Source organism: Tepidanaerobacter sp. GT38 (assembly GCF_021991635.1).
GTDB lineage: Bacteria > Bacillota > Thermosediminibacteria > Thermosediminibacterales > Tepidanaerobacteraceae > DTU063.
The window spans coordinates 1-14552 of sequence record NZ_JAFFJA010000109.1; the positions used below are offsets into that span (position 1 = coordinate 1).

The 14552-nt window shown below is 37.8% G+C and carries 15 protein-coding genes; 6 read left to right on the forward strand and 9 right to left on the reverse strand.

Annotated features, from left to right (window positions below; genetic code table 11):
• Window positions 1-46: 46 nt before the first annotated feature.
• From JT739_RS11815 to JT739_RS11825, 3 genes are all read left to right on the forward strand, one after another.
• The gene (locus JT739_RS11815; protein ID WP_237661333.1) at window positions 47-637 is read left to right on the forward strand and encodes a hypothetical protein; all 591 of its coding nucleotides are present in this window, start codon (window positions 47-49) and stop codon (window positions 635-637) included.
• A gap of 263 nt (window positions 638-900) precedes the next feature.
• Window positions 901-1305 (forward strand): hypothetical protein, encoded by a 405-nt coding sequence (locus JT739_RS11820; RefSeq protein ID WP_237661334.1) that lies wholly within the window; start codon window positions 901-903, stop codon window positions 1303-1305.
• A 59-nt stretch (window positions 1306-1364) separates the two neighbouring features.
• A complete protein-coding gene (locus JT739_RS11825; RefSeq protein WP_237661335.1) occupies window positions 1365-3053 on the forward strand; it encodes a B12-binding domain-containing radical SAM protein in 1689 nt (562 codons plus the stop codon).
• Here the strand turns inward: JT739_RS11825 and JT739_RS11830 are convergent.
• The 8 genes from JT739_RS11830 to JT739_RS11865 all read right to left on the reverse strand — a co-directional run bounded on the left by JT739_RS11830 (window position 3050) and on the right by JT739_RS11865 (window position 9773).
• Window positions 3050-3844, reverse strand: coding sequence for an ABC transporter ATP-binding protein (locus JT739_RS11830; protein ID WP_237661336.1), 795 nt, complete (start codon window positions 3842-3844; stop codon window positions 3050-3052). The two genes, JT739_RS11825 and JT739_RS11830, sit on opposite strands and share 4 nt — an antisense overlap.
• Complete coding sequence (locus JT739_RS11835) at window positions 3831-4784, reverse strand: ABC transporter permease (RefSeq protein WP_237661337.1); 954 nt, start codon at window positions 4782-4784, stop codon at window positions 3831-3833. Before JT739_RS11835 ends, JT739_RS11830 begins: the two co-directional genes overlap by 14 nt.
• 25 nt (window positions 4785-4809) lie before the next feature.
• Window positions 4810-5835, reverse strand: a complete 1026-nt coding sequence (locus JT739_RS11840) for an ABC transporter substrate-binding protein (RefSeq protein WP_237661338.1) — start codon at window positions 5833-5835, stop codon at window positions 4810-4812.
• 177 nt (window positions 5836-6012) lie between these two features.
• Window positions 6013-6432 (reverse strand): HutP family protein, encoded by a 420-nt coding sequence (locus JT739_RS11845; protein ID WP_237661339.1) that lies wholly within the window; start codon window positions 6430-6432, stop codon window positions 6013-6015.
• Window positions 6433-6504: 72 nt separating this feature from the next.
• Window positions 6505-7206, reverse strand: a complete 702-nt coding sequence (locus JT739_RS11850; RefSeq protein WP_237661340.1) for a ZIP family metal transporter — start codon at window positions 7204-7206, stop codon at window positions 6505-6507.
• Window positions 7207-7449: 243 nt separating this feature from the next.
• Window positions 7450-9078 (reverse strand): Na/Pi cotransporter family protein, encoded by a 1629-nt coding sequence (locus tag JT739_RS11855; protein WP_237661341.1) that lies wholly within the window; start codon window positions 9076-9078, stop codon window positions 7450-7452.
• 115 nt (window positions 9079-9193) lie between these two features.
• Entirely contained in the window at window positions 9194-9415 is a 222-nt protein-coding gene (locus tag JT739_RS11860; RefSeq protein ID WP_237661342.1) for a TMEM165/GDT1 family protein, read from the reverse strand.
• 58 nt (window positions 9416-9473) lie between these two features.
• Window positions 9474-9773, reverse strand: coding sequence for a hypothetical protein (locus JT739_RS11865; RefSeq protein ID WP_237661343.1), 300 nt, complete (start codon window positions 9771-9773; stop codon window positions 9474-9476).
• Between the two features lie 142 nt (window positions 9774-9915).
• On the opposite strand from JT739_RS11865, the gene JT739_RS11870 reads away from it, so the two are divergent.
• From JT739_RS11870 to JT739_RS11880, 3 genes are all read left to right on the forward strand, one after another.
• Window positions 9916-10695: a polysaccharide deacetylase family protein gene (locus JT739_RS11870; RefSeq protein ID WP_237661344.1), complete on the forward strand. Its 780-nt coding sequence runs from the start codon at window positions 9916-9918 to the stop codon at window positions 10693-10695.
• Between the two features lie 167 nt (window positions 10696-10862).
• Entirely contained in the window at window positions 10863-11555 is a 693-nt protein-coding gene (locus JT739_RS11875) for a response regulator transcription factor (RefSeq protein ID WP_237661345.1), read from the forward strand.
• Window positions 11552-13273, forward strand: coding sequence for an ATP-binding protein (locus JT739_RS11880; RefSeq protein WP_237661346.1), 1722 nt, complete (start codon window positions 11552-11554; stop codon window positions 13271-13273). Before JT739_RS11875 ends, JT739_RS11880 begins: the two co-directional genes overlap by 4 nt.
• Window positions 13274-13312: 39 nt before the next feature.
• Here the strand turns inward: JT739_RS11880 and ald are convergent, their stop codons facing one another.
• Complete coding sequence (gene ald, locus JT739_RS11885; protein WP_237661347.1) at window positions 13313-14434, reverse strand: alanine dehydrogenase; 1122 nt, start codon at window positions 14432-14434, stop codon at window positions 13313-13315.
• Window positions 14435-14552 lie beyond the last annotated feature (118 nt).

Consider the following 14552-nt stretch of genomic DNA (forward strand, 5'->3'; position numbering starts at 1 on the left):
TTCATTTAACTTTACAATACGCTATATTGTACAAGGAGGAAACATTATGAAAAAAAGACTTATGGTGTACTTTCTATTAACAATTTTTTTATTATTTAATATTCCTTTAGCTTTTGGAATGACAAAACAATCTAGTAAAAGTCTGATCTATGAATATATTGTACCTGAGGTAGAGAAAAATGCAGAGTATAAAAAGCAGATACAAGAAATAATGAATGAATTACCCACAGGTGATTATGATTATATTTATGAAGTAGAATACGGACCTATAAAAGAAGTAACAATAGAAGGATTTCTTGCCAACCAACCCAGGAATGGAACAAAATTTCCTGGCGGCGGAGGATTCTATTGTTCAACATCTGGTGGAGCGAAATATTCAGTATCTGTTTCCTTTCCAGAACCTTTTGATATGGTAACTGTAAGTGCAGAATTAGGTTATGTATCGAATAGCGTAAGTGGTGTATACATAGAAGCACCGAACACAACGGATTATTGGAAAGCTTATGGTGAAAAGGATTTTGAAGTCCAACCAATAATCGTATGGAAAATACATAGATATACTGGCAAAAAGAGTAAACATGTAAGTTACCACTCAACAACTCACCTCCGTAGTAGATACTATTGTGTTAAAGCATAATCAACGAAAAATCTGGTATAGTTTAAACAACTTCAGTAAGAGTGAATTAAATCACTAAGCTTTAAGAAATAATCACCTAACAAAGCTAAAGCGGGTGATTATTTCTTAACTTAAAGGTGACAGGGGACGTTTTTAGCTGTTTATTAATTAGATACGCCTTAGCAATATATTAAAAAGTAGAATATATTTAATATAGGCACTATAATAAAAACGGAAAAATAAAGAAGTTTAAGTTGTAATATAACGGAATGGAGGTTTTATTATTGAAGAAAAAAGTGATGATAGTAGTGATTATAGTGTTGATACTCTTATTTCCATTTTTTAAAAATACTTTTAAAAAATACATGGCACCAGATAAAGTATTAGTAGTAGGCCACCATATTAGTGACCACGCATTTACGTTTACAAAAGAAATCAAAGATCAGAAAAAAATAGCTGAATACGAAAATCTCTTTAACCAAATAAAATTTTCACGTGGCGAATGTGACGAAGATACATATCCAGATATAATTTTACAAATAAATCACAAAACTGGAATATTCACACATCCACTTCATATATGGATGAAGGGGGATGAAGGTATAGCTTTAATATGGACTTTGGAAGAGCCAGAAATAGGTAAATTATCTAGCTCACAAGTGGAGACATTAAAAAGAATAATACAATAGATAAGATTTCTGCACAATACAATGATATAATAAATATAAAACAAGACAGAGGGATACATATGAAAACACTGTTGGTAGGAATAAATGCCAAATATATCCACACAAACCTTGCTATAAGAAATATTGCAGCGTATTTAAACGATGAGGATATTAGTATTTATGAGGCTACGATAAATGATAGTCTAGACGAGATTTTAGAAGACATTATGTCTTATAATGCAGACATAATCGGATTTTCATGCTACTTATGGAATATTGAAGATGTGTTATATATTGCTGAAAACATAAAAAAGTTAAAGTCTAAAACAGTGATTGTCTTAGGCGGGCCAGAGGTTTCATATGATGCAGAGGACTTTCTAAACAAAAAGCAATATATAGACTATATAATATTAAGCGAAGGTGAGGAGCGATTTGGCAAACTGCTTAAAGTATTAAGGGGAAATGAGACTATAGACTCTATAGATGGAATAGCTTATAGAAGTGATAAAAATATCCTAGTAAATCCACCGAAAGAGTATGTAGATTTAAATCGTATACCTTTTTCTTATGTTGATGAAGACTTAGAACATAAATTGGTGTATTATGAAACATCCCGGGGGTGTTATTTTAGGTGTGCCTTTTGCTTGTCTTCACTGGAAACTGATGTCAGATTTTCTGATATAGAAAAGGTGAAGCAGGATTTCCTGCGCTTTACTCAAATGGGCGTTAAAGTGGTAAAACTAGTTGACCGCTCTTTTAACTGTGATCTGGAAAGAGCCCTTAGAATACTTGAAGTCATACGGGAACTGCCAGGCAGCACTGTTTTTCACTGCGAAATAAATCCTGAGCTGGTAAATGACGATTTTATAAGAGGTTTGGAAGGCCTAAAAAACCGACTGCAATTTGAAATAGGCATTCAAAGCACCAATGTGAAAACTTTAAGAGAAATATCCAGAACTCCTGATGTGAAAAGGGCCCTTGAAGGGATAAGGCAACTTAAGACAACCGGCATAAAACTTCATGTGGATTTAATAGCAGGTCTCCCCTATGAGAGTTTTGAAAGTTTCAGCCATTCCTTTGATGATGTATATAACCTTTATCCGCAGGAGATTCAACTGGGATTTTTAAAGCTTTTAAAGGGGACAAGACTGAGAAGAGATGCCGATAAGTACGGTATTGTATATCGGTCAAAACCTCCTTATGAGATTTTGTATAACAATGATATAAGTTACGATGAGCTTTGTATACTGACAGGTATTGCTAAGCTATTGGACAAATATTACAATAGCGGCCGTTTTCAGCACTCTTTAACTTACCTTTGCAAAAACTTTCAGAGGCCTTTCGACTTGTACATGGCTTTTTATGATTTCTGTAAAAAAAGAGGATTTTTCAGGGTGCAGCATTCCTTAAAAGCCCAGTACGATATACTATTTACCTTTGCTCAAAGCCTTGAAATAGATACAGCTCTGTTTAATGATCTATTAAAATTTGATTTTATGCTTACAAGCAGTAAAACAGCTTTGCCGAACTGTATTAAACCTGTCGAAAATCGAGAATTTATAAACAGAGCCAAGGAATACGTGTACAACAAAAAATGGCTTGAAACAAATCTGCCTCAAGCCCTGGACTTATCAGGCCATAAGTTACACCAACAATTGACTTATGGACTTTTTAGATATGATGTTCCGCAAAGTACAGCTAAAAAAGAAAAAGGAATGGTCTTTTTACAAAAGGACGGCAATAATTACTATGCGGAATTTGAGCTTTAAGCAAGCATGACTCTATCATCAACGAATTTTTCTCCTTGAAGCTGCTCAAATTTATTTAATAGGCGAGGAATGGTCATAGTAGCCTTTTCCTCTCCTTTTATATCCATCACGATTCGGCCTTTGTGCATCATTATGAGCCTATTACCCATTTTTATGGCGTGTTCTAAATTGTGAGTCACCATGATTGTGGTGATTTTGTTTTTGTGCACTATTTCTTCAGTGAGGCTGTTTACCAAAATTGCTGTCTTTGGATCCAATGCAGCTGTGTGCTCATCTAGAAGCAATAATTTTGGTTTTTTCATAGTGGCCATAATGAGGGTCAACGCCTGCCGCTGACCGCCTGAAAGCAATTTCACTTTGGTAGTAAGGCGATCTTCAAGGCCAAGGGGAAGGTTTTTAAGGTATTCTTTAAATATTTTTCTGCGGTTAAAATCCAGGCCCCATCGAAGGGACATATTATTGGGCCTTGCATATGCCATTGAAAGATTTTCTTCTATGGTCATTGAAGGAGCAGTTCCGAGCATAGGATCCTGAAAAACCCGTCCAATAAAAGCTGCCCGTTTGTGTTCAGGTAGATTAGTAATATCCTGGCCGTCTAGGATAATCCTGCCGCTGTCAATAGGGAATACTCCTGCAATAGCATTGAGCATTGTGGATTTACCGGCACCGTTGCTGCCTATTACCGTAATAAAATCCCCATCTTGTATTTCTAAAGACAAATCTGCTAACGCGTGATTTTCATTAGGTGTATTTCGATGAAAGATTTTGTGTATGTGTTCAAGAATTACCATAAGACTTACCTCCTTTCGCAGAAACCTTAAAAGTTTGTTTAAACCTCGGTGCCGTTAATGCAATAATGACCACAATTGCAGTAAGTAACTTTAAATCCGAAGCTTGAGCCAAACGGAAAGATAAAACTAAAGCGATGCTGAAGCGATATAAAAAGGAACCCAATAGCACTCCCAAAGTACTTATGAAAATAGTCTTTGAACCGAAGAGGGAGTCGCCGATGATTACCGAAGCCAGACCTGCCACTATGGTGCCTACTCCCATTCCTACATCTGCAAAGCCTTGATATTGAGCAACTAATGCACCCGACAGAGCAATAAAACCATTTGAGAGGATAAGCCCAATTACTTTGGCAAGGTCAGTATTTACTCCTTGACTTCGAATCATTTGAGGATTATCTCCAGTAGCTCTGAGGGCAAAACCTATTTGCGTCTTTAAAAAAGCATCAAGTAAAATTTTTATCAATAAAGCAAATACAATGAAAAACATGATATAAGTGTATTCTGTTGGAAATGAAGGCCATATTTTGCTAAAGAAATCACTGATTAAAGAATAAATCGTTGATTGATTTAGTAGCGGTGTATTGGGCTTTCCCATAATGCGAAGATTAATTGAGTACAGTGAAGTCATGGTTAAAATACCGGATAACAAATCACTAATTTGCGCTTTAGTATTTAAAAGACCTGTCATGGCGCCGGCCAAAGCACCTGCGATAAAAGCAACAAAAGTAGCAAAGAACGGGTTGTAGCCGCTTACTATGAGGGAAGCGGCTACAGCGGCTCCTAGAGGAAAACTTCCGTCTACAGTCAAATCCGCAAAGTTTAGTATCTTAAACGTTATATAAACGCCTAGAGCCATTACTCCGAATACCAAACCTTGTTCTGCAGATTTTAATAGCATTGGCACTAGTTCAAATATTGTTATGAATAAGTTTTGCAACATGTTAAGATCACACCTTAAGTTTTAATTATTTTTCTATGATTTCATCGGCCCTGTTAAGTACCGATTCGGGAATATTTAAATTTAAAATCTCTGCTGATTTTTTATTTATTATCAATTTTAAATCCTTAGAGCCCTCAATTGGAATATCTGCAGGGTTTTCGCCGTTTAATACTTTGGCTGCTACAAGTCCTGTCTGTTTTCCTAAAAGATAGTAATCTATTCCTAGGGCAGCTAAAGCACCGCCTTCCACATGACCGCTCTCAGCGCCGATAACGGGAATTTTGGCGTCATTGGCTACCTTAATTATTGCGCCCATAGCCGAAGCCACGGTATTGTCTGTGGGAGTGTAGATGGCATCTACCTTGCCCGCCAGGGATTGCATTGCCTGATTTACTTCACTGCTGTTTGCTACAGTGGCTTCGTGAACTTGTAGACCTAAAGCCTGAGCGGATTCTTTGGCGATGTTTACTTGAATTACTGAGTTTGGTTCTGCGGCATTGTATACAATGCCGATGTTTTTAGCTCCAGGTAGAATTTCCTTTATCAACTCTATCTGCTGTTTAACCGGATTCATATCTGTAGTACCGGTTACGTTAGTTCCCGGCTTTTCTAAACTTTTTGCAAGTCCTGCTTCCACAGGATCGGTGACAGCAGTGATTAATATGGGAATATCTTTGGTGGCGTTGGCTGCTGACTGAGCTGAAGGCGTAGCAATCGCCAAGATCAAATCTACATTTTCCCTGACAAGGTTATTTGCGATTGTCTGGGTGGTAGGGAAGTCAGCCTGAGCATTTTCCAATATTATTTCCATATTTTTTCCTTCCTCAAAGCCTGCTTCTTTTAATCCGTCAATAAAACCTTGGCGTGCTCCGTCTAATGCAGGATGTTCCACAAACTGGGATATACCGATTTTAAACACTTTTTCTGCATCTGCGGTCTCTTGTGGTGGTGCTTCAGTTTTGGAATTGTTATTTGCTGAACTGCCGCATCCAGCCAACATGAGTGTTAAAGCAACGATAATTGTTAATGTGACAATAAAATGTTTTTTCAATAAAAAAACCCCCTTCTTTTTGGTTAGCATGGGGAGAAAAATGTACAACAAAAAAACACCTTTAGTAAGAGTGTTTTTCTCAAATACATCTCCTACCATACTACCGTTCTACAAAGTTTTTTTGATTTGCATTTGATTATATAGTCCAAAAAGCAAAAAGTCAATAGTATAATTTTTCTATAGATTATTTTTAGGCAAAGCTCTATGGCCTAACCCCACAACGACATCGTTAAAATTCAAAAAACCTATCCCAAAAAACATTGCCACTGTCAGATGTTCACCGCTGCGGGCAATTCCAATTTTGCCGCCTACATTAAAGCCCATAGCTTTTTGCAAAACTTGAGAAAGAGCTTCACGGGTTGCGCCTATCAAAGCCCCTTCTAATACGTGAACATTTTCCTTTATGATTCCTTCCCGCTTTGCTGCCACAAGGGCTCTTTCAATTATTTTTTCAATTGAATTTACCAAACTTCCTCCAAAGTCAACGGCGCAAACCTTTACATTCATTTCTCGAAAGGTTTGTTTTAGCTCAGCTTCTTCTGAACGGGTAGAAAGTGCCATTTTTAAGGCTATTTTGGCAACGTCGATACTTTCCAAGAGAACACCCCCGAAAACAAATTCACTTTGTCTTATTATACCATAGGATTGTGTTTAACGAGAAAAATTTTTTTATAATAATCTGCCGATAAGAAAAGAGGCTAAAAAACCTACCAGTACTCCTGCATTTTCTAAACGAGTCCCTAAGCTGTGGGCCTTGGGTATGAGTGAGGTGCCGGTCATAAATAATATCGAGCCCCCTGAAAAGGCCATTATCATCCCTAGCCAAACGTCGCTTAAATTCCTCAATAAATAATAACCGGTCAAGGCTGCAAAAGGATCTAAGAGTGCAATGATTATTGCCAGCACCATAGCAGACTTTGGGGTAAGGCCTGCCTCATCAACAAGGTCTTTTGTTGACGAGATCCCCTCCGGTACATTGTGAAGCAGAACAGATAGAGCGATTACTATTCCCAATCGACCTTCATCTGTGGCAAAACCTATTCCCATACTTAAAGTTTCGGGCAAGTCATCAAGGGCAGTTCCAATTATGGCTCCGGTGCCAGGTGCTACGTATCTTGACATCAGACCTTCAACTAAGTATAAAAAGGCACCGCCTAATACAAAGGCTATAGATGTGAAAACAGGCCCCGACAGCCTGTAAGCTTCATGCATAAGTGAATAAGAAAGTACAGATAACAATACCCCTGAGCCAAAAGCCAGCACAAAAGCTAAAACCTTATCAGGAATTTTCTTTGTACCTAAAAAACCGCCTAAAACGACGGCCAACCCTGATAAGGAACTGAAAAAAAATATTTTAAAAAAGGTATTCATAAATTATCACCCAAAAAAATTTAATGAGCTATATTACCACATGTCCTAATTGCAATAAGTACTTATATTCTGCAGCGGATAAAAATTTGTTGATTTGTCCATATTGTAAAAAGGACATGGGAGAAGATGAGAACCGAGAAAATGATACAAAAGAGCATTAAGCTAAGTCTAAATAATATATTGTCCCAAAATCAAAAAAACATTTCCGACTTAAAGCCGAAAATGTTTTGGGTATGAATAACATTACCTGGAGAGGTTTTTATAGTTTTTATCAATATCTAAAACATAGGAAGCAATGTTAAAAGAATGGTCTCCTACACGCTCTAAATTTGTCAGAAGGTCCAAAAATACAACTCCGGAACTGGGGTTGCATGATCCTTCATTTAGGCGTTTTATGTGATTTAAGCGGAGTTTCTCTTCCATCATGTCAATTTCTTCTTCATGTTTTACAATTTTCTCTGCGGAAGGCTTATCCCAATGCAGAAAAGAATAAACCGCCAAATCAAATGTCTCCTGTACTTTAGAAGACATCTCTGTCAATTCTTTGATAGCTATATTGCTAAAGGGCAGTTGATGTTCATTTTTATATTCTGCCAGTTCCAATATGTTTATAGCATGGTCTCCCACGCGCTCCATATCGTTTACTGTGCTAACTAAATCAGTTATAGAATTGTACTCGTCATCTGACAAGGGTGTTCGGGAAAGCATAGCCAGATATCGGGTGATTTCTCCTGCCAGGTCATTTATAACAGTTTCCTTTTCTTTTACCAATTTATCCCTTTGTTCGCTGTAATCGAGAAAAACATTTATGGAGTCCCGCAGGATTTCCAGTGACAAGTTGCCCATGCGGGCAATTTCTTTTTTAACCTGCGTAAAGGCGATAGATGGAGTTTCCAGAAGCCTATCGTCGATATATTTTAAGCCTCTCTCAATAATATCAGGTTGCCCCGGAATGAGAGTTGTAACGAGTTTTGCCAGCAAAAATGCAAAGGGAAGCTGTATGATGGTATTCGTTATATTAAAAAAGGTATGAGCATTTGCTATTTGCCTTACGGGATCGGAAGAAGCTAAAGTTACGATAATTTGAACCCAAGGAAGTATAAATAGGAAAATTATCGTACCTATGACGTTAAAAGTAAGATGAAACACGGCAGCGCGCCTGGCAGTAATGTTGGTGCCGATACTGGAAAGGAGGGCTGTGACACATGTTCCGATATTGTCACCAAATAGAATTGGCAGTGCTATTGATATATCTACAATTCCCTGACTTGCTAAAGCTTGCAGGATACCTATTGTGGCACTACTGCTTTGAACCAAACCGGTTGTTAGAAATCCAGCTAATACACCAAGCAGAGGTGTTTTGCTGAAATTGGCTACGAAGTTTACAAACTCAGGCATTTTCGCCAGTGGCTTTAATGCCGTTTCCATAGTCTGCATGCCAAAAAACAAAAGTCCAAATCCTAGAACAACTTGTCCAATGTATCGTTGAGTTTTATTTCTTCCAAAAGTGATAATTAATGTCCCGAGGCCTATGGCGGGTAGCGCGATATCAGTTAATTTAAAGGCAATCAGCTGTGCAGTCATGGTGGTACCAATATTGGCTCCCATGATAACGCCTATAGCCTGTGGAAGGTCCATAATGCCTGCATTTACCAAACCCACTACCATTACTGTAGTGGCACTGCTGCTTTGGATTATAGCTGTTACTACTGCACCTACCAAAACACCTATTAAGCGGTTTCGAGTTAGAAGTTCCAGAAGATATTTCAGTCGGTCACCTGCTGCTTTTTCAAGGCCTTCTCCCATTATTTTCATACCGTAAATAAAAAGTCCCAAACCGCCAAACAAGGTATATAATGAATTCAGCGACAAAGCTTTCACTCCTTACTAAGGATGATTAGTGCAATTTATGTTAAATAAATCCTTTTTATTTTACCATGACGGTAGTATCTAATGCAATTATTCAGGTTTTTTTACAATGTGTGTTTTAAAATTTTTGTGTAATAAGCAGTACGCCCAGGATAATAAAAGCTAAGCCGCCGCCTAAATGAATGTAATAAAGAGGTACAGATTTGGAAATAAGTGAGCCTAAATACACTCCAATAGCAGCGTTTAGGATAAGTGCTGATGCTGCTCCTAGAAAGACGCTGAAATACGACTCATTGTGAGCAGAAAGAAGCATTGTAGAGAGCTGTGTCTTATCTCCCAATTCTGCTAAAAAAACCAAAAAAAAAAGTTGTAATAAATGTCTTCCAAATAAACAAAATCTAAAGCCCCCTCCGAAGAACCCTCTTTTTCTTTGAAGAGAACAATCCGATAACTTTTACATTTGAAGCTAAAAGGTCAAAAAGACTTGCGGCAAGAAACCCTATACCTGCACCGAAGAGAATGCTATAGACAAAGGCGTCACCCCGTTTTAAGGCAAGTTCGAGATTAAGACCTAGAGCTGCCGGTATTCCTAAGTAGTTTCTGACGCTGCCGAGATATTCCGTGTAATAAGGCACCCAAGCAATAAAGCTCCAGATAATTCCCCAAACAACTCCTTTTTGCTGTCTTAAGGTAAGCATTTTTATACACCTCCCGCTTCTATTTAATAGTATTCTAACGTTTTAAGTTATATTCAAAGCAAAAATATCCTTGATAAATTTTGTTTATATTCATATTGCGTTTTTTGGATGAATAAAATAAAACAGTCGTAAGTTTAGGGAGGTGGAGAAAATTAAACGCTTCTACCTCAGCAGAGAAACAATAACAAAACTCATATGTCTTATAATATTGGCAGCAATATTTTTGGCTCATAACCACACTTTTTTTCCAAGAGCAGTCAGCGTTTTTGCTGGCGCAGACCGACTAGTGCCAATATATAGAGTAGAGACCCAGGAAAAGAAAGTAGCCATATCCTTTGATGCGGCATGGGGTGCTGATATTACTCCAAAGCTTTTAGAAATATTAAAAAAACACAATATAAAAACCACTTTCTTTCTAGTTGAGTTTTGGATGGACAAAAATCCGGAAATGACTCGCCGAATTGCGGCAGAAGGCCATGAAATAGGGAATCACTCGGCTACACACCCTAATATGGGAAGTCTTTCAAAACAAGAGATAATTAAAGAAATTACAGTTACTCACAATAAAATAAAGGAACTTACAGGCCAAGAAGCCACATTGTTCAGACCGCCTTTTGGCGACTACAGCAACACCCTTATAACTACTTGTAATGAATTGGGCTACTACGTTATTCAATGGGATGTGGATTCTTTAGACTGGAAGGATCTAAGCGCCAGTGCTATTTATGACAGAGTTATCAATCAGATAAAACCTGGCTCCATAGTACTATTTCACAACAACGGAAAGCATACAGCAGAGGCGCTAGAGCCTATTATAAAAGAGCTTCATAGCCAGGGCTACAAAATCGTTCCCATTTCAGAGCTTTTAATAAAAGGGGAATATTACATAGATAAGGCAACAGGCGAGATGAGAAAAAAGTAGTAAACTAATTTTTATTTGCGGTGTGCAAGACGGTGCTCCGCATTTTTATTTTCAAAACAATCCAAGAAGCCTTAAGTTGACTGAAATGCCAGCAAAATCTATAATATCATTAGGCAAAGAGGAAAGGCGTTGACGATATTTAAGTTATAAATTGGGGGCTAAAAATTATGAAAGGAATAAGAATTTTGGTGGTAGATGATGAAAAACGCATAGTGGATTTAGTAAGGTTGTATTTGGAACGGGAAGGGTTTATAGTAGATGAAGCATATGACGGTGAGACGGCACTAGATATGATATCAAGCAAGTCTTACGACTTGATTATACTCGATTTAATGCTTCCGGTCATTGATGGCTGGACAGTCTGCAAAGAAATACGGAAAAAATACGACACTCCTGTCATGATGCTTACAGCCAGAGGTGAAGAATTTGACAAAGTTTTAGGATTTGAACTGGGTGCCGATGATTATGTGGTAAAGCCATTTAGCCCCAGAGAACTAACTGCAAGAGTAAAGGCCCTTTTAAGACGTACTGCAGCAAGAAACAATGATGAAGAAGCTGAAATTTTAGTTTTTCCTGAGCTTTCAATTGACCCAACTGCTAGAGTAGTGAAAGTTAATGATAAAGAAATTACACTTACCCCAAAAGAATTCGATCTGTTATATTTTTTAGCAAAAAACAAGGATAAAGTTTTCAATAGAGAAAAATTATTAGAAGAAGTTTGGGGCTATGATTTTTTTGGTAGCCTAAGGACTGTAGATACCCATGTGAAACAACTCAGAGAAAAACTTGGCCGAAGCAAAGCTGCCTCATACATAAATACCATTTGGGGCGTTGGTTATAAATTTGAGGTGGAAGAGTGAATATAAAAAAGAGTATAATAACAAAATTGTGGCTTTATATGACTGTTTTGGCCATTGTTACACTTATGTTCTCAGGGCTTGTGCTTTCAAGTGTTTTTGAGGACTTTTATTTTAATTTGCGAAAAAACGAGATGATAAACGAAGGGCAGCAGTTGGTTGCTTTAATTTTAAGCGGAGCAAATCCAGAGGAACTTCTCGATATTAGTAAATTCATTAATGCCCATGCAGTTTTAATAGACAGACAGGGCCTTATTCAGGCAAGCTCTAATATTATAAAACTCAAAGGTATGGCTATAGGGGCTAAAGAATTGGCTGAAGTGTTAAAAGGCAATACAGTAGTGCATAAGGGGCATATTCCACAGTTTAATGCACCGATGCTAACAGTTGCATTGCCTATAAAGACCGAATTAGGTGTGGCAGGCGGCCTTATTTTATACTCACCCATGTCCACAATTGAAAATAGTATTTGGCACATAAGGCGTCTGATTTTACTGGCAGCGGCAATAACCGTAATGATTTCTACGGTACTGAGTTTTGTGTTGTCAAGGACAGTATCTAAACCTCTTGTACAAATGAAAAAAGCTGCAGAGAAAATGGCAAGAGGCGAATTTAATCACAAGGTTAGTGTGGATACAGATGATGAAATAGGCACATTAGCTAAAACCATGAACTATTTGTCAGATGCCTTAGAGGAAAATATTAATGCATTAAATCAGGAGAAACGGCAACTTCAAAATATACTTTTAAGCATGACTGATGGTGTTGTGACCTTTGACGAAGATGGTCAGATTATCATGGCAAATCCTCAGGCAGTTGAAATTATGTCAGATGCAGGTGATAGTGGCAGCTATCAATTTGATATTTTAAGACCCCTCCTAAAACAAATTAAAGATAATGGTGAATACATTAATCAAGAAATAAAATTAAAAGGAAAAATCATAAGCGTGAGAATGACTCCCCTTTTTGATGACAATAAAAAACTTTGGGGAATTTTAGCGGTACTTCAGGATATAACCAGGGAAAGGAAACTTGAGGATTTGCGTAGGGAATTTGTAGGCGATGTATCTCATGAACTGAGAACTCCCCTTACGTATCTGCAAGGATATACGGAAGCATTGCTTGATGGCATGGTACAAAATCAAGAAGAGCGCGATAAATACTTAAATATTATCCTCGAAGAAACATTGAGATTGCGCCGATTGGTTGATGAGCTTTTAGATCTTTCTAATATAGAATCTGGTCATTTAGATATAAGGAAAAACAATGTAGCTATTGAGTACATTATAGAAAAAGTTTCAAAAAAAGTGCAGCCTGTCTGCAATAACAAAGATTTAGAGCTAGTAGTCGAAATTCAAGAAGAGTTGCCTTTGATTGTGGCTGATGAAGACCGCATTGAGCAAGTCTTGATAAATCTAGTTGACAATGCTATAAGGTATTCTCCAGAAGGCAGTAAAGTGATAATTAAAGTTCGGCCTGCAAAGGAAGGTGTTATTGTATCAGTTAAAGATAGCGGTCCAGGTATACCGCAGGACGAGCTGCCTTTTATTTGGGAACGGTTTTATAAAGTAGACAAATCTCGTGAGCGAAAAAAAAGTGGCACTGGCCTAGGTCTTGCAATTGTTAAAAAAATTATAGAGCTGCACAATGGTCGTGTATGGGCTCAAAATTGTGATGAAGGTGGAACGGAATTTTCTTTCTACTTACCCAGTAAAGTATAAATAGCAAAAAGTCTCCCGACAGGGAGACTTTTATAATAACTAATTTTTCATAACTTCTTCCAAAGGATAATATGGCAGGTTGTGAGCTTCGGCTACGGCTTTATTAGTTATTTTGCCGTTCATGACATTTACGCCTTTTGCCAAAGCTTCATCATCTAATACAGCCTGTTTCCAGCCTTTCTTTGCCATTTCCAGTATATATGGCAGCGTAGCGTTTGTCAAAGCAAGGGTAGAGGTGCGTGGAACTGCGCCCGGTATATTTGATACGGCATAGTGAATAACGCCGTGTTTTACAAACACAGGATTTGCATGTGTAGTTGGCCGTTCGATAGTTTCTACACAGCCGCCTTGGTCGATTGCTACATCGACTATGACACTTCCAGGCTGCATTTTTTTGACCATTTCTTCAGTAATCAATTTAGGTGTTTTAGCACCAGGAATGAGTACTGCTCCTACAACAAGATCGGCATGTTTTAAAGCTTTAGAAAGGTTGTAACGATTAGAATATAAAGTTTCAATTCTGCCCATAAATATATCTTCAAGGTAGCGTAGCCTGTCTACATTAATATCAAGAACAGTTACACGGGCCCCAAGACCCATTGCTCTTCTGATGGCACCGGTTCCTACAGTGCCTGCCCCTACAATGACTACAGATGCTGGAGTTACACCGGGAACGCCCTCAAGTAAAATACCTTTGCCTCCACGAGTCTTTTCAAGGTAAATGGCACCTTCCTGAATAGCCATGCGACCAGCAACTTCGCTCATAGGTGTTAAGAGAGGAAGACTTTTATCATTCCGTTGAACCGTTTCGTAAGCTATAGCTGTTACACCGGATTCCATAAGGACTTTAGTCAAATTTATATCGGCAGCTAAATGGAGGTAGGCAAAATAGACTAAATCAGGCCTTAGATACTCGTATTCAGATTCGTGAGGTTCTTTAACTTTGACTATCATTTCGCTGTTTTTCCATACATCAGAGGCATTGTTTAGGATTTCTGCTCCTGCTGCTTTGTAGCTTTCGTCAGTAAAACCCGAACCCAATCCAGCACCTTGCTCAATCAAAACCTTGTGTCCGCAAGCTGTAAGTGCGTCTACACCTGCAGGAGTAATAGCTACTCGATTTTCTTGTTCTTTTAACTCTTTGACAACACCGATAATCATATTTTTTGCCTCCTTACAAACTAAAAGCATTGAAAATATATAAAAAAAGTATATCAAAAAAATAAAAAATACACCAGTATTTTTTGTGGCCTATAATCACATGGTTAATTGTAAAATT